At 68.3% G+C, this 18354-nt stretch carries 12 protein-coding genes; 6 read left to right on the top strand and 6 right to left on the bottom strand.

Features of this window, described 5'->3' with window-relative positions:
• The first annotated feature begins 59 nt into the window (after positions 1-59).
• Together AB4Z37_RS00550 and AB4Z37_RS00545 are read left to right on the top strand one after the other, a co-directional pair.
• Complete coding sequence (locus AB4Z37_RS00550) at positions 60-2312, top strand: marine proteobacterial sortase target protein (protein ID WP_441514726.1); 2253 nt, start codon at positions 60-62, stop codon at positions 2310-2312.
• Between the two features lie 220 nt (positions 2313-2532).
• A complete protein-coding gene (locus tag AB4Z37_RS00545) occupies positions 2533-3102 on the top strand; it encodes a class GN sortase (RefSeq protein WP_441515226.1) in 570 nt (189 codons plus the stop codon).
• Between the two features lie 9 nt (positions 3103-3111).
• Here AB4Z37_RS00545 and AB4Z37_RS00540 read toward each other — a convergent pair whose 3' ends face one another.
• Positions 3112-4119, bottom strand: coding sequence for a substrate-binding domain-containing protein (locus tag AB4Z37_RS00540; protein WP_441514725.1), 1008 nt, complete (start codon positions 4117-4119; stop codon positions 3112-3114).
• Between the two features lie 218 nt (positions 4120-4337).
• On the opposite strand from AB4Z37_RS00540, the gene AB4Z37_RS00535 reads away from it, so the two are divergent.
• From AB4Z37_RS00535 to AB4Z37_RS00525, 3 genes are read left to right on the top strand one after another with little or no spacing between them, the layout of a single operon-like run.
• Positions 4338-5687 carry a uracil-xanthine permease family protein gene (locus tag AB4Z37_RS00535; RefSeq protein WP_441514724.1) on the top strand — a complete coding sequence of 450 codons (1350 nt, stop codon included), beginning with the start codon at positions 4338-4340 and terminating at the stop codon, positions 5685-5687.
• A 28-nt stretch (positions 5688-5715) separates the two neighbouring features.
• Positions 5716-7110 carry an amidohydrolase family protein gene (locus AB4Z37_RS00530; protein ID WP_441514723.1) on the top strand — a complete coding sequence of 465 codons (1395 nt, stop codon included), beginning with the start codon at positions 5716-5718 and terminating at the stop codon, positions 7108-7110.
• The gene (locus AB4Z37_RS00525; RefSeq protein WP_441514722.1) at positions 7107-7817 is read left to right on the top strand and encodes a sulfite exporter TauE/SafE family protein; all 711 of its coding nucleotides are present in this window, start codon (positions 7107-7109) and stop codon (positions 7815-7817) included. The genes AB4Z37_RS00530 and AB4Z37_RS00525 overlap by 4 nt, the downstream gene beginning before the upstream one ends.
• Here AB4Z37_RS00525 and AB4Z37_RS00520 read toward each other — a convergent pair.
• The gene (locus tag AB4Z37_RS00520; RefSeq protein ID WP_441514721.1) at positions 7780-8940 is read right to left on the bottom strand and encodes an alpha/beta hydrolase family protein; all 1161 of its coding nucleotides are present in this window, start codon (positions 8938-8940) and stop codon (positions 7780-7782) included. The two genes, AB4Z37_RS00525 and AB4Z37_RS00520, sit on opposite strands and share 38 nt — an antisense overlap.
• 216 nt (positions 8941-9156) lie before the next feature.
• Between AB4Z37_RS00520 and AB4Z37_RS00515 the strand changes: the two genes are divergently transcribed.
• Complete coding sequence (locus AB4Z37_RS00515) at positions 9157-10371, top strand: ABC transporter substrate-binding protein (RefSeq protein WP_441514720.1); 1215 nt, start codon at positions 9157-9159, stop codon at positions 10369-10371.
• Positions 10372-10406: 35 nt separating this feature from the next.
• On the opposite strand, the gene AB4Z37_RS00510 is transcribed toward AB4Z37_RS00515, so the two are convergent.
• The 4 genes from AB4Z37_RS00510 to AB4Z37_RS00495 all read right to left on the bottom strand — a co-directional run bounded on the left by AB4Z37_RS00510 (position 10407) and on the right by AB4Z37_RS00495 (position 18173).
• Positions 10407-11900, bottom strand: coding sequence for an amino acid permease (locus AB4Z37_RS00510; protein ID WP_441514719.1), 1494 nt, complete (start codon positions 11898-11900; stop codon positions 10407-10409).
• Positions 11901-12025: 125 nt separating this feature from the next.
• Complete coding sequence (locus AB4Z37_RS00505; protein ID WP_441514718.1) at positions 12026-12883, bottom strand: 3-hydroxybutyryl-CoA dehydrogenase; 858 nt, start codon at positions 12881-12883, stop codon at positions 12026-12028.
• A gap of 250 nt (positions 12884-13133) precedes the next feature.
• Entirely contained in the window at positions 13134-16586 is a 3453-nt protein-coding gene (locus AB4Z37_RS00500; RefSeq protein ID WP_441514717.1) for an autotransporter outer membrane beta-barrel domain-containing protein, read from the bottom strand.
• A 141-nt stretch (positions 16587-16727) separates the two neighbouring features.
• Complete coding sequence (locus tag AB4Z37_RS00495; protein WP_441514716.1) at positions 16728-18173, bottom strand: helix-turn-helix domain-containing protein; 1446 nt, start codon at positions 18171-18173, stop codon at positions 16728-16730.
• Positions 18174-18354 lie beyond the last annotated feature (181 nt).

The following is an 18354-nucleotide window of genomic DNA, read 5'->3' as shown; positions in this document are numbered from 1 at the left end:
CGGCGCGGCGGCAGCCATGGACAACTGCATGCGACTATGTTGCTCACGGAATGCACGCCATGACGCTCCACAATAATGTCGCCATCCTTCATCTCCCGAGCGCTGCCGCTGCGGTGGTCCGGCGCGGACGCGTTCCGCGGATGGGCGCCGCCATGCTGGCCGGGCTCGCGGCACTCTTCCTTGGCTTTCAGCCCGGCCGCTCGGCGCAAAGCCCGATGCCGGTGGCCATGAAGCCCGGTGATGTCCACGCGGGCTCACTGCTGCTCAAGCGCGGCGACGACAGTTACGCCGAGGCCGTGCGCCTCGGTCTCGACGTCGAGCTTGTCGTGTCCGGTCCGACGGTGCGTGCGCGGGTCACCCAGGCCTTCCGCAATCCGACAAAGTACTGGGTCGAGGCCGTATATGCCTATCCGCTGCCGAACGCCGGCGCAGTTGATACCCTGAAGATGGTGGTCGGCGACCGTGTCATCGTCGGCAACGTCAAGGAGCGGGTACAGGCGCGCGCGGTGTACGAGCAGGCGAAGCGCGAGGGCCACAAGGCCGCGCTGGTCGAGCAGGAGCGCCCCAACATCTTCACCAATGCGGTGGCCAACATCGGCCCCGGCGAAACCGTGCTGGTGCAGATCGAGTACCAGGAGCCGGTGCGCCAGTCCGGCGACGAGTTCTCGCTGCGCGTGCCGCTGGTGATCGGCCCGCGCTACAATCCTGCGCCGGTGGCGCAGAGCGTCGACCTGCGTCCCGACGGGGGCGGCTGGGGCGCGGCGACGAACTCCGCAGGCGATCAGGCCCCGCCGTCGCCGCAAGCTCTCGATCCAGCGGTCAGCGCGCCGGTCAATCCCACCACCATCACCGTGCGCTTGCAGGCGGGCTTTCCCCTCGGCGCAGTGGAGAGCGCCCATCACGAGGTGACGATGGACGCCCCGGACGACGCGACTCGCATCATCACGCTCAAGGAGGGCGCCGTGCCCGCAGATCGCGACTTCGAACTGACCTGGGCTCCTGCGGCAGGCCGCACCCCGTCGGTCGGTCTGTTCCGTGAGCATGTCGGTAACGCCGATTATCTGTTGGCGTTCGTCACGCCGCCGGCGCTGACCCAGGCCGAGCAGCACCCGCTGCCGCGTGAGGTGATCTTCGTCATCGACAATTCCGGATCGATGGGCGGCATCTCGATCGTGCAGGCCAAGGCGAGCCTGCTCTATGCGCTCGGCCGGCTGCAGCCGAACGATCGGTTCAACGTCATTCGCTTCGATCACACCATGGACCAGCTCTTCCCTGACGCAGTGCGTGCCGATGCCGGTCATCTCGGTCAGGCGAAGGCGTTTGTCTATGCGCTGCAGGCGGCGGGTGGCACCGAGATGGTGCCGGCGATGGCCGCTGCACTGACCGATCGTGCCGCGGGTGAGGCCGACCACGTCCGGCAGGTCGTCTTCCTCACCGACGGTGCGATCGGCAACGAACAGCAGCTGTTTGACACCATCAGCCAGATGCGTGGCCGTTCGCGGGTCTTCATGGTCGGCATCGGCTCGGCGCCCAACAGCTACCTGATGACGCGGGCGGCGGAACTCGGCCGTGGCACCTTCACCCACATCGGGTCCGTCGCCGAGGTCGAGGACCGCATGCGGGAGCTTTTCGCCAAGTTGGAGAATCCCGCGGTCACCGGGCTGACCGCAACCTTCTCCGATGCGGTGGCCGACATCACGCCGATGGCGATTCCCGACGTCTATCGCGGTGAGCCGCTGGTGCTTGCCGCGCGGATCGACCGTCTTGTCGGCAATCTCCAGATCAGGGGACGTGTCGGCGATCGCCCCTGGAGCGTAACACTGCCGCTCGCCAATGCGGCCGAGGGCAGGGGCCTGTCGAAAGTGTGGGCGCGGCGCAAGATCGCCGACGCGGAGATCGCCCGTACGCTGCGTCAGATCAAGCCGGAGGATGCGGACATGGCGATCCTGTCGCTGGCCCTCGAGCACCAGCTGGTGTCGCGCCTCACCAGTCTCGTTGCGGTGGACCAGACGCCGAGCCGTCCCGACGGCGCGCCGCTGACCCTCGCCGAGCTGCCGATCAACCTGCCGGCGGGCTGGGACTTCGCCAAGGTATTCGGTGAGCGCGCGCGGCGTCCGTCGCAGCCGGCCGGGCGCCGCGCCGATGCCGGTGCCGTCCGCCTGGCGGATGCGCGTCCGCTGCTTCCCGCGCCGCCAAGCGCCGTGAAGTTGCCGCAGACCGCGACGCCCGCGGAGCTCGATATGATCGCCGGCAGCGTGCTGCTCATGCTCAGTCTGTGCCTCGTGGTCCGCCGCCAGCGTTTCGCCCACTGACGACGGATATCGGAAGGAGGAGTGTCCCCGCCTCCTGCCACGGCGCGCGCGGTGCCCCGGCCGCGCGCGCCTGTTCTAGTCCCGACGTCATTCCGGACGCCGCTTGGCGGCGCCCCGGAATGACGTCGGTGATGGATGGACATGTCGACATGGAGACGACCACATGACCTCCGCTACGATCACGGCTGCGGCGCGCAGGAGTTGGAAGGCGGCGATGACCATGCGCCGGCTGGTGGCCGCGTTGTTCGCGCTCGCGGGGCTCGCCCTCGTCGGCAACGGTCTCTGGATCCATGCCAAGGCGCTGCTGGCGCAGGTGCTGCTGGAGCGCGCGTTCGCGACGACGGTGGCGACAGGGCAGGTGACCCGACCATGGCCGTGGGCCGACACCTGGCCGGTGGCGCGGCTGACGGTGCCGCGCCTCGGCGCCAGCGTCATCGTGCTGGCCGGCAGCAGCGGCCAGGCGCTGGCGTTCGGCCCCGGACATGTCGAGCGGACGCCGGACGCCGGCGAGCGCGGTGTTGCGGTCTATGCCGCGCACCGCGACACCCACTTCGCCTTCCTGAGGGATGTGAGGCCCGGCGATGTCATCGTGGTGACGCGTGGCGATGGCCGCGTCTTCCGTTACCACGCCGACGCTGCGACCGTCGTGCGCTTCGATGCCACCGGTATCGATCCGCTGGCGTCCGGCTACGCGCTGGCGCTGTCGACATGCTGGCCGTTCGATGCCGTTGCGCCCGGCCCCCTGCGCTACCTGCTGCATGCCACGCTGGAGATGGATGCGGTGCACTGAGCACCGAAGCTACTGCGACGATTCCCGCGCGATCAGTGTTGGTGCCGGGCCCTTGCGCGACAGGTCGGCCGTCGTGCCCGCCATGACGTCGAGCAGCAGGTGCACGGCGGCGGCTGCGACCGCGTCGAGATGCAGGTTCACCGCGGTGAGCTGCGGCCGGCTCTCGCGGGCGCGCAGGCCGTCATAGCGCGTCGCGATGCGCAGGCTCTCGGGCACCCTGCGGCCGAGATCGTGCGCCGCCTGCAGCGCGCCTGTGGCGAAGGCATCGACCGGCACGCACAGCGCGTCGATGTCCGGATCCTCCGTCAGCAGCCGCAGGCAGGCGGTGCGGGCCGCCGCGGCGCCGGCAGTTTCGTCGAGCTGCAGCAGCCGCTTCGGCATGCGGTGACGACGGATGAAAGCGTCGTAGGCCGCTTCGGTCTCGCGGTAGGAGTTGCGTGGCTGTGCGCCGACGATGAGCGCGGTGCGGCGGCTGCCGCGTTCGCGCAGATGGTCGAGCATCAGCTGTGCCGTCAGCGTCGATTGCAGGTCCACGAAGGGCTGCTCCGGCGCGCCCGGCTGGCGGCCGATGCTGACCACGGGGATGTCGCGGGTGCGCAGCCGTGCGACTTCCGGATCGTCCGCAAGCGGCTCGACCACGATGACGCCGCTGACATCGAGCTGCTCGATCGGCGCGCGATTGCTCTCCACCGGCGGCACCAGCACCAGCGCGACACCGCGCTCCAGCGCCACCGCAGCGGCGGCTGCGGCGACTTCCATGAGGAAACCGAGCCGCGACGGGCCTGCCGCGATGGCGAACGGCATCGAGGAGAGGATGGCGATGGTGGCGGCGCGGCCGGTGCGCAGCCGCTGCGCCCGCACGTCCGGCGTGTAGCCGAGCCGGGCCACAGCCGCGATCACCTTCTCACGGGTGGCGTCGTCGACCGGCCGGGTGCGGTTGAGCACGTTGGAGACCGTGCCGGGCGAGACACCCGCGGCCTTGGCGACGTCGACGATTCGGGGGCGGCGCTTGAGCATGGCGGGCCTTCGGCTTGGGATTCGCAGGCTTATAATGCCATTTTGCCCGGCAAAAGCTTCCTCGATCAGCAGCGATCGCCGGGAGAATGGGCAACAAGGCGGTTGACAGCGTCCCCCAATATAGCTCATTTTTATCGTATTAAATCGATTTAATGAATTCATCGGCCGATCGTCTGCCGCGGAACGCGGGGGCGGCGTCCATTCCGGGAGGAATGATGATGGCGGTAAAGACCCTTCCTGTTGACGAGGTGCTTCCGTTGCGGCGTCTGGTGCTGCTCGGTCTGCAGCATGTGCTGGTGATGGCGGCGTCGCCGATCACCTCGGTATTCCTGGTGGCGCGGGCGCTCGATTTCTCGCCGGCGCTGACGCTGAACCTGATCAGCGCCACCTTCCTGGTGTGCGGCATCGGCACGCTGCTGCAGAGCTTTGGCCCGCTCAGGATCGGGGCGCGGCTGCCGTTCATCATGGTGCCGGGCGGCGCGCCGGTGGTGATCTTCCTGACCACGGCGCAGCAGACCGATCTGCAGACGGCGGTCGGCGCGGTGCTGCTCACCGGCCTGTTCTACTTCCTGGTGCTGCCGGTGTTCGCGCGCTGCCTGCGCTTCTTTCCCAAGATCGTGATCGGCACCATGCTGCTGCTGGTCGCGATCAACCTCGTCAAGGTCTATGGCGGCATCGTCACCGGCGCGCCCAACTCGCCGAACTTCGCCGCGCCGTCGAACGTGCTGCTGGCGCTGGCTACCGTGGCTTTCACCCTGCTGTTCGCGCGTCTGTTCCACGGCCTGCTCGGCCAGCTCGCGGTGCTGTTCGGCCTCCTCGCCGGCACCGCTGTCGCCGCGCTTGCCGGGCTGATGTCGTTCGGCTCGGTGTGGTCGGGTGACATGCTCAGCGTGCCCTCGCTGTTTCCGTTCGGCGTGCCCAAGTTCGACCTCGTCGCGGCAATCCCGCTGCTGGTGTTCAGCGTCATCTCCATGGCCGAGGCGACGGGGCAGACCGTGGCGATCGCCGAGGCGGTGGACAAGGACATCGACGTGCGCACCGAGGTGCCCAAGACCATCCGCGGCGACGCCCTGGTGTCGCTGCTCGGCGGTTGTCTCGGCACGTCGCTGATCATCACCTCCGGCGAGAACATCGGCGTCGTGCGCGCCACCGGGGTACGCTCGCGCTATGTCACGGCGGCGAGCGGCGTCATTCTCATCGCGCTGGCGCTGTTCGCGCCGCTCGGCCGGCTGATCAATGCCATTCCCGGCGCGGTGGTCGGCGGCACGGCGGTGATCGTGTTCTGCATCATCGCGGTGATGGGCATCGATCAGTTGCGCAAGGTCGACCTGCGTGACCACGGCAACCTGTTCACGCTTGCTGCCGGCCTCGCCATGGGCCTGCTGCCGATCCTCGTCAACGGCGTCTACAGCAAGTTCCCGTTCTATGTGCAGATGGTGCTGGGCAACGGCCTCGCCGCCGGCACCATCACCGCGGTGCTGCTCAACATCGCCTTCAACATGTCGCGGACGTCGCAGCCGACGCCCGTCGCCGCCGATGCGGCGCCGGCCGACGTCTCGCCGGCGTGACAGGCCGATAGCCGGGAAGGCCCTGACCATGACCGATCTTGCTCCTTATCTGCTGCAGGCCGACCAACTGCTGCTGGCGCCGGGGCAGCTGATGCTGCCCGACGGGCCGGTCGCCGGCCATGCCGTGGTGATCGCCGACGGCGTCTTCCGCGACGTCGGTCCGGCCGACGCACTGGCCGCGCGGTACCCGCATCTGAAAGCCATCGAGCTGCCGGGCATGCTGCTGATGCCGGGCTTCATCGACGCCCACCACCATCTCACCCAGACTTTCGGCAAGGCGCTGGCGTTCGGTGAGCCGTCGGAAATCTTCCGTCGCATCTGGGTGCCGATGGAGGGCGTGCTCGACGAGGAGATGGTCTACCTCTCCAGCAAGGCGGCCGCGCTGGAATCCCTGCGCGGCGGCTTCACCACGGTGGTCGACGCCGGCACGCGGGCCGAAGGCGATGCGTCGGCGGTGGCGCGCGCGACGGCGGAGGCAGGGCTGCGCTGTGTGCTCGGCTTCATCTGCAACGACCTCGGCCGCGATGCCGCAGCGGTGATGAAGCAGGCACACGCCCATCTGGCGCGCTGGCACGGCCATGCGCTGGTCCATCCCTCGCTCGCGGTGTCGATCCCGGAGGTCGCGACCGACGGCATGCTGCGCGATGTGTCGGCGCTGTCGGCCGAGGCGGGGGTCGTGTTCCAGACCCATGTCAACGAGCATCTGGTGGCGGTGGAGCGCTCGCTGGTCGACCGTGGTCTGCGCCCGATCGAGCATTTGCATCACATCGGCGCGCTCGGCCCGCAGATGCTGCTCGCCCATGCAACGCTGATCACCCCGGCCGAACTCGCCATGCTGCGCAGCACCGATGCGGCGGTCGCCTACAATCCGGTGGCGTCGGCGTGGAAGGGCAACGCGGTCGCGCCCGCGGTGCTGATGGACGCCATGGGCATCCGCTTCGGTCTCGGCACCGACGGCACCCGCAGCGACGCCTTCCGCCTGCTCGATGCCGCGGAAGCCGCGCAGCGCTACGCCTTCGGCCTGTCGATCGGCGATTCGTCCTGCGGCGGGGGCTGGACCTGGCTCGACCACGCCTGTGGCGCGGGCGCCGCGGCGATCGGGCTCGGCGCGGTCACCGGACAGATTGCGCCGGGGCTCGCCGCCGACTGCCTGCTCATCGATATCGAGACGCCGGAGTTCGCGCCATCGTGGGATTTGACCTGGGAGCTGGTGCGGTTCGGCAACCGTGACCAGATCGTCGCGGTCATGGTCGGTGGCCAGTTGCGGCTGTGGGAAGGCTGGCCGGTGGACTGGGACGGCCGCGCGCTGATGCGCGAGGTCACGGCCGCGGCGCAGCGCACGGTGGCGCGGGCGCCGATCAGGCGCGTGCACCCGACCTCCGGCCGCCACCGCGCGGCCACCACGGCACGGAGCGGGGTGTGAGCCTCGGTCTGCTTGCACTGATCGCCGTGGTGGTCGCGGTCGCCGGCTTCGTACAGGCGGCGATCGGCGTCGGCTTCGCGCTCATCGTCGCGCCGGTGATGGCCCTGGTTGCGCCGACATTTCTGCCTGGCGGATTGTTGCTGCTGATGCTGCCGCTCAACGCCTTCGTCGCCTGGCGCGAGCGTCGTGCGGTGGACTGGTTCGGCACCGGCTGGATCACCGCCGGGCGTACCGCCGGCACCTTCGCCGGCTACTGGATCCTGGTCGCGGTGTCGTCGGCGTTGCTCAACCTGCTGGTCGGCGCCGCCACGTTGCTGGCGGCGGTTGCCTCGCTGCTGGCGCCGAAGTTCGCACCCTCCCGCCCCGCCTTCCTGGCCGCGGGCCTGGTCACCGGGGTTACCGAAACAGCGACCGGGATCGGCGGTCCGCCGCTGGCGCTGGTCTACCAGCACCACAGTGCCGCGCAGCTGCGCGCCAATGTCGCGTTGTGCTTCCTGATCGGCGAGGTTTTCTCGCTGCTGTTGCTCGCCGCGAGCGGGCGGCTGGCGTGGTGGCAGGCCGGCGCATCACTGCTGCTGCTGCCGGCGCTGGTGCTGGGGATCGCCTGCAGCCGCTTTGCGCATGCGCTGCTCGATCGGCAGCGCCTGCGGCTGTTCGTGCTTGGCTTTGCTATCGTATCCGGACTTGTCCTGATCGTGCATCGTTAGACGATTCAGGGGCTGCCGGACGGTCGTTGACGTTGACAACCGTACAGCCTTCGGCGTTGCCGTTGCAGAATCCCAGCGCATCCTCGCGCGCCTGCTCGGGCGAGCGGCGGCCGCTGGCCCAGCCGAAATGCGAGCCGCTGACGGCGAATGCCTTGTTGGGACCGCTATCGAGATAGTTGCTGAACGCGGTGCGGCCACCGGCACCGAGGCTCGCAGGTGGCGGCACATTCGGCCGCGTCACCGCGATCGGGGTGGCGCGCAGCGTGAGGTTGTTGGTGCCGAGGAAGCTGTCGACGATCGGCGCCCAGATGGCGCGGCCCTCCGTGGCGCCGAACAGCTCGTGGCCGTCGGTGCCGAAGGCGGGCGTCTGCACGAAGGTGGCGTGGCCACCGGCCGTGTTGAAGGCGGCTGTGAGCCGCGCTGTCAGCTGCGGTCCGAAGAAATGGTCGTTCTCGGCCGACACCCACAGCAGCGGCACGCGCGATGTCTTGCCGTACTGGGCGTACGCGGCGATCAGCTGATCCTCCCCGCACACCTTGTCCGGCCCCGACGAGCCGCGGCCCGGCGCGAAGCTGAGCGCGGCCACCAGGCCTTGCGGGGCCATGGAGGTCAGCGCCACCGTGGCAAAGCCGCCGGCGGAGACGCCGACGCTGATCCAGCGGCCCTTGCTGACATAAGACTGCTCGCCCATGGCATGGGCCACCGCGGCGATGTCGCTGGCGCCGGCAAGTCCCGCCGTGGCGTAGTCAGGGCGGGAGCAGGAGCCGTAGGTCTCGGCCCAGCCGCCCTGAGACAGGCCGTAGCCGCGGCGCATGAAAGACACCGCCGTCCAGCCCCGCCGCGCGAACATGCTTGCCGGCCCCCACATCCGGAACGGTGACATGTTGGGCCGGTCGTTGCCGTCTCGCGGCGAGCCGTGGTTGATGATCGCGAGCGGATGCGGCGCGCCGTCGTCCGGGCGCACCACCATGGCCTCCAGCTCGACCGTGCCGGCGCCGGGAATCGCCGTGCGAAGCGTCAGCGGCTCGGTGCGCAGGCCGTCTGCGCCGGCCGGCGCGGCGACAATGAGCGGCACGAGCAGGGCGAGCCCCGCGAGCGGCCGGATGTGCGAGAACGTCCCCATGAAGTGCCCCGTTGGTTGCCATGGCCTGGCCGGCCCTGCTGCGGTGTGATGATGCCCGTCCTCGCGGAAGAATTCCACTGTGCAGACATCCGGATCGGGGACGGGGCGCGTCTGCGGCGAGATGAATCAGCCTCCTGCCTTGCGCGGCTGTCACCGCGCCGTCATGCTGCGGCCCGATCGGCGGACAACGTCGACGATAACGTCCTGGGAGGTTTCATGAAAGTCTTCGGTTGCGCCGCCGCGTCGCTGGCGCTCGCCCTGTCGGTTGGTCTTGGCGCGGTCGCGCAGGCGCAGCAGCCCGCAGCGCCGATCAAGATCGGCGTGCTCACGGATTTCAACTCGGTCTATTCCGACATCGGCGGCGCCGGCAATGTCGAAGGCGCGAGGATGGCGATCGAGGACTTCAAGGGCACCGTGCTGGGCCGGCCGATCGAGATGATCAGCGCCGACGCGCAGAACAAGGCCGATGTCGCTGCCGCGATCACCCGCAAATGGTACGAGAGCGAAGGCGTCGACATGATCATCGACATGCCGACCTCGGCAACGGCGCTCGCCGGCATGGAAATGTCGAAGCAATTCCAGAAGATCATGATCATCACGGATGCCGCGAGCTCCGACATCACCGGCAAGTCCTGCTCGCCCTACACGGCGCACTGGACCTACGACACCTATTCCAACGCCCACACCGTCGGCAGCGCCATCGTCAGGCAGGGCGGCGACAGCTGGTTCTTCATCACCGCCGACTACCTGTTTGGCCACTCGATCGAGCGCGACGTCAGCGAGGTGGTGAAGGTGGCGGGCGGCAAGGTGCTGGGCAGCGCCCGTGCGCCGCTCAACACGCCGGACTTCTCCTCCTTCCTGCTGCAGGCCCAGGCCTCCAAAGCCAAGATCATCGGCCTTGCCAATGCCGGTGGCGACACCATCAACACCATCAAGCAGGCCTCGGAATTTGGCATCGTCGCCGGCGGCCAGAACCTCGCCGGCATCGTGATGTTCATTTCCGACATCCACAGCCTCGGGCTCAAGCTCGCCCAGGGGCTGATCGTCACCGAGGCCTATTACTGGGACCAGAACGAGCGCACCCGCGCCTTCGGCAAGCGCTTCTTCGAGCGCATGAAGCGGATGCCGACCATGAACCAGGCGGCGACCTACAGCGGCACGCTGCACTATCTCAAGGCGGTGCAGGCCGCCGGCACCACCGAGACCAGGGCCGTGCTGGCGAAGATGCGCGAAATCCCGGTGCGCGACGCCTTCACCGACAACGGCTACCTGCGCGAGGATGGCCGCATGGTGCACAGCATGCTGCTGCTGCAGGTCAAGAAGCCGGAAGAATCCAAGGCGCCATGGGACTACTACAAGATCCTTGCCGAGGTGCCGGGCGATGAGGCGTTCCGCCCGCTCAAGGACGGCGGCTGTCCGCTGGTGAAGTGACGGCGGCCTAGGCTGTGCATGATGTCAGGGCAGGGCTAGGGCCCTGCCTCGGCGTCGCGCCGCAGCCGGCTGTGTCGCCGGCCATAGACGGCGTAGATCGCAAGGCCGGCGGCTAGCCACACGGCGAGCCGCACCCAGGTGTCGAGCGGCAGGCCGATCATCAGGAACAGCGACGTGAGTGCGCCGGCGGGGGCGACCAGCCAGATCGCCGGCGCCCGGAACGGGCGCGGCAGCGTCGGCTCGGTGAGGCGCAGCACCAGCACGCCGATCGAGACCACGACGAACGCGAACAGCGTGCCGATGCTGACGAGTTCGCCGACGAGACCGATCGGCAGCAGGCCGGCCAGCACAGTGACGACGGCGCCGGTGGCGATGGTCGCGATATAGGGCGTGTGCAGCCGCGGATGAATTTTGGCCGCGATGGCCGGCAGCAGGCCGTCATGGGCCATGGCGCGGAAGATGCGCGGCTGCGCCAGCAGCATCAGCAGGATCACCGAGGTCAGGCCGAAGATGATGCCGAGCTTGATGAACGGGGCGAGCCAGCGCACTCCGGCGGCATCGATCCCCACGGCGATCGGGTCCGGCACGTTGAGGCGGTCGAACGGCACGATGCCGGTCAGCACATAGCCCACCGCCATGTAGAGGCCCGTGCAGATCACCAGCGAGCCGAGGATGCCGATCGGCACGTCGCGGGTCGGGGCCTTTGCCTCCTGTACGGCGGTCGAGAGCGCGTCGAAGCCGATATAGGCGAAGAACACGACCGCGGCGCCGCGCACCACGCCGGACCAGCCGAACACGCCAAAACCCTGCGCCGGCGGGATGTAGGCGCCGGCCGGGTTGCTCGCCGTCACCCAGTTCGCGCTGCTCACCGCCGGTGCGGCAAGGGTGAGGAACAGTGCGATCACCACGAGCTTGAGCACCACCATGACGCCACTGAACCGCGCCGACTGCCTGGCGCCGCCGACCAGCAGCGCGCTGATGCCGACGATGACGATCATCGCCGGAAGATTGACGATCGCGCCGGTCGCCGACCAGCTATGGGTTGCTGCGTCGTAGGCGAGTGGCGCCGCCGCGAAACGGTCGGGAATGGCAAGGCCGAGATCGCGGGTGAAGCTCACGACATAGCCCGACCAGCCGATGGCGACGGCGATCGCGCCCACGGCGTATTCCAGGATCAGGTCCCAGCCGATGATCCAGGCGACGAGCTCGCCCAGGGTTGCGTAGGCATAGGTGTAGGCGCTGCCGCTGACCGGCACCGCAGCGGCCATCTCGGCGTAGCACAGCCCGGCGAAGGCGCAGGCCACCGCGCCGAGCAGGTACGACAGCGTCACCGCAGGCCCCGCATTGGTCGCGGCGGCATGTCCGGTGAGCACGAAGATGCCGGCGCCGATGATGCCGCCGACGCCGAGGGCGATCAGGTTGAGGGCGGTGAGGGTGCGCCGCAACGGCCTGACCGCGGCGTCGGGGTCGTGGCCCCAGGCCTCGCGTTCGAGAGCGGCGGTGGATTTGCAGGTCCAGATCGTGGTCATGGCCGAAACCGTGCGCATCCTCTGGGTGAGAGGATAACGCAGCGGCGCGGTTTTGGTTGGCGCAATTTTGGCGCTGCGCTGCCGCATTGGCAGGCGTAGCTGCCAACGCGGCTGGTCGCGGGCGTTTAAGCTTTCGCGCTGTAGTCGTAGAAGCCCTTGCCGGTCTTGCGGCCGAGGTGACCGGCGTCGACCATTTCCTTGAGCAGCGGGGCCGCACGGTACTTCGGATCGTTGAAGCCCTTGTAGAACACGTCCATCACCGACAGCATGGTGTCGAGGCCGATCATGTCGGCGAGCGCGAGCGGGCCGATCGGGTGGTTGCAGCCGAGCTTCATGCCCTCGTCGATGTCGGCCGCCGTCGCCAGCCCTTCCTGCAGCGCGAAGATCGCCTCGTTGATCATCGGGCACAGGATGCGGTTGACGGCGAAGCCGGGGCTGTTCTTGGCGGTGATCGACACCTTGCCGATGCGCTTGGCGAATGCTTCCGCCTTGGCGTGAGTGGCGTCGGAGGTCTGCAGGCCGCGGATCAGCTCGAGCAACGCCATCATCGGCACCGGGTTGAAGAAGTGCAGGCCGATGAAGCGGTCGGGGCGGTCGGTCGCCGCGGCGAGCTTGGTGATCGAGATCGACGAGGTGTTGGTGGCGACCAGCGCCTCCGGTTTCAGCGTCGCGCAGAGGTCCTTGAGGATCTTGACCTTGAGCTCCTCGTTCTCGGTCGCCGCCTCGATGACGAGGTCGCAGGTGGCGAGCTTGCTCTTGTCGGTGGTCGCGGTGATGCGGGCGAGCGCGGCATCGCGGTCGGCGACGGTGAGCTTGTCCTTCTTGATCAGCCGCACCAAGCTGCCGTCCACCGCCGCCACGCCGCGCTGCACCGCCGCGTCGGAGATGTCGACCATCACCACGTTGAGGCCGGCCACGGCGCACACCTGGGCGATGCCGTTGCCCATGGTTCCGGCGCCGATGATGCCAATGGTGTCCGTCATGAGTGTCTCCTTCTGGTGTCGTCCGGTTGGGGTGATCGAGCTGAAGCCACGATCTGGACCGTGGCGTGCCGGCTGTCTCACTACTCCGGGGCGGCGTCGAAGGCAAAGTGTGGCAGCCGCCGGTGGCGCGGGATGCCGTCCGGTTCCCGATCAATCCCTGGGTCTGCGCCGCCGGCCGGAGCGCTTGCGCGGGGTGGCCGGTCATTCCCGGCGAACGGCACAAGAGTAGCGCGGGACGCCCCCGCCGGTCTCACCACTGGTAGCGCAGGGTGCCCTTGCCGCCATAGGAGCGGCTGATCTCGGAGAACTCGCCCTCGAAGGTTGCGGCGACGGAGAAGCCGTTTGTCCAGGACAGTTCTGCGGCCGCGGTGGTCAGCGCCGCGTTCTGCGCCTGTGCCGCGCCATTGACCACGAAGGACGCGCCTGGCAGCGTCTGGAAAGTCGCCGCGATGCTGCGGTCGGGGTTGAAGTCGTGCACCCAGTAGGCGCGGCCGCGCAGCGTCAACAGCGCGGTGGTCAGCGCGAAGGAGCGGTCGACGCGCACGCCGAGTTCGGTGCGGGTGTCGGTGACCCCCTTCGCGCCGTAAGCGAGCGCGAAGCTGCCGGCGCCGGCCTGGGTCTGCTCGACATAGGCCGGCAGGTTGTAGGCGGTGGCCTGCACCGCTGCGTAAGGCGTCAGGCCGAACCACGGCGTCGCGATGCGGCGGCCGCCTTCGATGCGGCCCGAGAAGGCGTTGGCGTTGAAGCGGGCCTGCAGGCGATCGGCGCCGGCGAGCGTCACGGTGCGGTCGGTGGTGATGTCCTGCCAGCCATAGGCGAAGGCGGCGGTGAGATAGCTCGTGCCCATGGTATGACGCACGAATGCACCGGCCTGGAACAGGTCGGAGCGGCCGCTGCCGCTGCCGGCGACGCTGAAGCTGGTGCCGCCGCCGGCCAGCGCGAAGCCGACCAGCGTATCGCGCGACAGCCGATAATCAGCGCCGACCATGCCGCCGCCGATCCGGCTGGTGGTCGAGCCGCTGCCGATCACGGCGTTGCCGTCGGTGGTCTGGCTGCCGCCAAAGCCGCCGGCCCACACGTTCCAGCGCGCGGCGAACGGTTCGGCTGTCGGTGCCGCCTTGGTGATCATGGCGTAGGCGTCGCGCGTCGCCGCCGTGCGGCCAAGAGCGTTGCTGTCGGCAAAGGCGATGGGACCTCCCGATCCGCCGTCGAAGCCGGCGCCGCCATGGTCGAGCAGCCCGCCGAGGAAGGCGTTCATCGCATTGAACGTCGTCTGCTGCGAACCTGTTGCGCTCTCGCCGGTGGCCTGCGTGAATGACGCGGCCGGGGCGCCGAACAGGGCACCGAGGCCGCCGCTCGCTCCGCCTGCGTTGAGGGCGGCGTCGAGCGTGTAGGCGACGGCCTGCTGGTTGCGGTTCAGTCCCGGCGTCGACGCCAGCTGGGAGGTCAGCGTCAACAGCACGTCGGTGTTGGTATAACTCAGCCGGCCGCTCATGCCGGCGAAAGGGATCACCAGCGATGCAAAGGTGGTGTCGTTGAGGCCGCCCGGGGCGGTCAGGATGGTATAAGGCTTGCCGAAGCGATAGTTCGCCGTCGGCGACGACACCTTCACGGTGCCGTCGAGGACGGCATCACCGTTGCTGAGGCTGCCGGGCACGATCCGCACGAGGTCGCTGCCACTGGCCGACACCTTCACCGCCAGGGTGCTGCAGGCGCAGAACATCACGCGGTCGTTGACGGTCAGTGTGCCGATCGTGTTACCGACGCCTGGCGCCAGCGTGCCAGTGTCGAGCAGGGTGAACGGCACGCGGCCGGTGCCGCCGAGCGTGCCGCCGGTGCCGACCAGCACCACGCCGGACGATGAAATGTCGCCGGTGACGATCAGTTGGCCGCCGTTGACAAAAGTGACGCCGGTGTAGCCCTGCGTGGTCGAGAACACCGTGGTGCCGGCTTCGACGTCGACATTGCCGCTGCCGCTCAGCGGCGTGGTGAAGGCATAGTTCGCGTTCGTATGGTTGAACACGATGGTGCCGTTGCCCGAGCCGAAGTCGATGCCGGGGGCCGCAATGGTGCCGGCGCCGGTCGGCGTCGCGCCAATGGCGGCGCCGATGTTGATGGTGCTGGTCGTGCCGACGGCGATCGCGTGGGTGGTGGTGACGTTGCCGCCATTCGACACGGTCAGCGTGCCCGTGCCGCTGCCGCCCAGCGTCAGTGTATCGGCCTTGAATTGCGATCCGGCGCCGTCGACCGTGATCGCGCTGTTGCCGCCGCCACCGGCGAGGGTCGCGGTGCCCACGGTCGCCGTGCCGCGATGGGTGATGGCGAGGGTGCCGGAGCCGCCGTTGCGCCCGAGCTGCAATTCCGCGCCCGCGGCGTTCAGGCTCGAGCCGGCGCCATCGATCGAAAGGGTACCTGATCCGTTGACGCCGACATCGAGAATGGTTGCGCTCGACAGCGCCTTGATCTGGCCGCCATTGCTGATCTGGGTGTTTCCTGTCCCCATGTATCCCGTCGCCAGGCTGTTGGCGATCGCAAGGATCGATCCGGCGCCGTCGACGGTCAGCGCGCCGGTGGAGCCGGGGGTCGCGCCGACGAAGAGGCTGCCCACAGCGGCCTGGCCGCCGCTCGCAATGGTCATCGTGCCGGAGGCGCCCTGGTACATGCCGACGTAGATGACGCCGATGCCGGCCTGGCCGCCGCTGCCGATGGTCACGGTGCCGCTGGAGCCTGCGGAGAAGCCGACATACATGGCGGAGGCCGTGGCCTGGCCGCCGTTGGTGACATTGAGTGTGCCGGTGCCGTAGTTGCCGACGGTCAATGACCATTGGGACGTGAAGGTCGATCCCGCGCCGCTGACGTTGACGGTGCCGACGCCGCCGGCCGATTCGCCGATCGATATCCCGAACTGACCGCCGCCGGATACGCTGCCGCCATGGGTGATGTTCAATGTGCCGGTGCCAGCGTCGCCGACAATGATGTAGTTCTGCGGCGAGACCGTCGTTCCCTGGCCGTCGACCGTCACCGTGCCATTGGCGCCGGCGGAGGTGCCGATGACGAGCTGCGACGACCACAATGTCGCACCGTTGGTGAAGCTGGCGGTACCGGTGCCGCCTGTACCGACGTGGAGGTCGTTGTTCAAATAGATGTGCGAGGTCGGTCCATCGACGGTCAGCTGACCGGTCGATCCGGCATTGGCGCCGACCAACATGTAGGTGCCCGTCAGGCCGGCGCTGCCGCGGATCGCGAGCGTGCCACTGCCGTCATAGCCGAGATAAACGTTGTTGGCGGTCACAATGGCGGTGTTTGTGCCATCGAGTGTCAGCAGACCGCTCGATCCGGCATTGCGCCCGATATAGATGCGGCCGGCGGGGAGCAGTTGCGATCCGCCTGTGATGGCGAGGGTGCCGGTCGCGCTGTTGCCGACGGTGAGCTCTCCAGCGGTCGCCGTTCCGCCGTGGCCGATCGTCGCCGTATGCGGCGTTGTCGTATTGATGGTGACGTTGTCGCCACCGGTCGGGACCGCGCTGCCGCTCCAGTTGGAGCCGGTGAACCAGTCGCCGGACGTCGCGCCGATCCAGGTCTGGTCCGCGGTGGCGGGCGATGCGATCGCAAGGCTCGCAAGCGCCGAGCCGCCCAGCCAGGCGGCATACCACCGCCTACAGCCCGCCCGCGGTTTCGCCGCCCGTCCGCCCCCAACGCCCATCATATCCCCGCGCAACCGACGCATGTCCTTGAGCGGTTTTGCAGAATTCCGGGCAGTGTGTCGTCTCACTCAGCGCAAAACGATGATTTCTGGTGCGGAGTCACCGTAAAGTCACGGCGGTGGGATGTGGCGGAGCACGCCTCACAGCTCCCTCGCATTGCTGAACGCAAAGCTCGACATCCGCCGGGTGGTCTCGTCGAGGATCAGGGTGCGGGTCAGCGGCGGTTCGGCGCGCTGGGCGCAGTTTTCCCGCTCGCATAGCCGGCAGTTGACGCCGATCGGCGTGCCCTGCGCTTTCTCGAGGTCCATGCCGACCGCATAGATGAGCTTCGAGGCGTAGCGGATGTCGCAGCCGAGCCCGATGGCGAAGCGCGGCTGCAGGTGCGGGTGGGGCGCCACCGGGCGGCGCAGGGTCTGTGCGATCGAGAAATAGCGGCTGCCGTCGGGCATCTCGACGATCTGGCGCAGCAGGCGGTCCGGCGTGTCGAAGGTTGAGTGCACGTTCCACAACGGGCAGGTGCCGCCGAACTTCGAGAACGGGAAGGTGCCGGACGAGAAGCGCTTGGAGACGTTGCCGGCGTTGTCGACGCGCAGCAGGAAGAACGGAATGCCGCGCGCGTTCGGGCGCTGCAGGGTGGTCAGGCGGTGGCACACCTGCTCGAAGCTGGCGCCAAAGCGTTGCGCGATCACATGGACGTCGTAGCCCAGTGTCTCGGCCGCGCCGTGCACCTCCTGATAGGGCATCATCGCGGCGGCGGCGAAGTAGTTGGCGAGCGTGATGCGGTAGAGCCGCCGCGCGGTGTCGTCGAGCGGCCCGGCGCGGCCGACGATCGCCTCCAGCACGGGGCCGAACTCCGACAGCGCCGTCTGGAAGGCGAGATGGAACGAGCGGCTCGGCAGGTCGACGAGCTCCGACAGCAGCAGTTGCCGGCGATGACGGTCGAAGCGGCGCAGCGTCTCGCGCATCACGTCGATCGGCATGATGCGCACGGTGATCGAGTGCTTCTCGCGCAGCCGCGCGCCGAGCGCGGCGAACAGCTCCTGCGCCGTGGCGCCGAGCGCGTCGCGCAGGCCTTCGGCCGCCTGCTCCAGTTCGGGAAAGTAGTTGCGGTTGGCCTCGATGAGGTCGCGCACCCGCTCGATCGGGTTGGCCTCGTAGCGCGGGCCTTCGTCGCGTTCGGCGAACTGCGCCGCCGCCAGCGTCTCGCCGCGGCGCGCCTCGGCGTAGGCGGCGTAGAGCCGCTGCAGCGCATGGGTGACGCCGGGGCACAGCTCGGCGAGGTCGCGCAGCTCCTGCTTGGGCAGGTCGATCTGGCGGAACAGCGGGTCGGAGAAGATCTCGTTGAGTTCGGCGAAGAAGCGGTCCTCGTCTGCGGAGGCGAGGTCGCGCAGGTCGAGGTCGTAGGTTTCCGCGAGGCGCAGCAGGATCTGCGCCGTCACCGGGCGCTGGTTGCGCTCGATCAGGTTGACATAGCTCGGCGAGATGCCGAGCCCTTCGGCGATCTGGGTCTGCGACAGCCCCAGCTGCTGGCGGATCCGCCGGAAGCGGGGGCCCACGAACAGCTTTTTCCCGGAATCCGCGGCCATGCCGTCACCTCGACCTGTCAAAGGCTGTAAATTTTACAAAATTTACAATATTACTTTTGTTACAAGTGTGAATGTTACATCACATCACTGTTCGATATCAAGGTATCTGGCGCCGCTTTCGGATTCAGCGTTATCTACAGATCAGATTTCGCGGCGCTTTGTCACGAATGTCGCAGGGAAC

The organism is Bradyrhizobium sp. 2TAF24, assembly GCF_052115025.1.
Lineage (GTDB): Bacteria > Pseudomonadota > Alphaproteobacteria > Rhizobiales > Xanthobacteraceae > Bradyrhizobium_A.
Note: the sequence above shows the minus strand (reverse complement) of the source record. Positions and strands in the feature narration are given on the sequence as shown.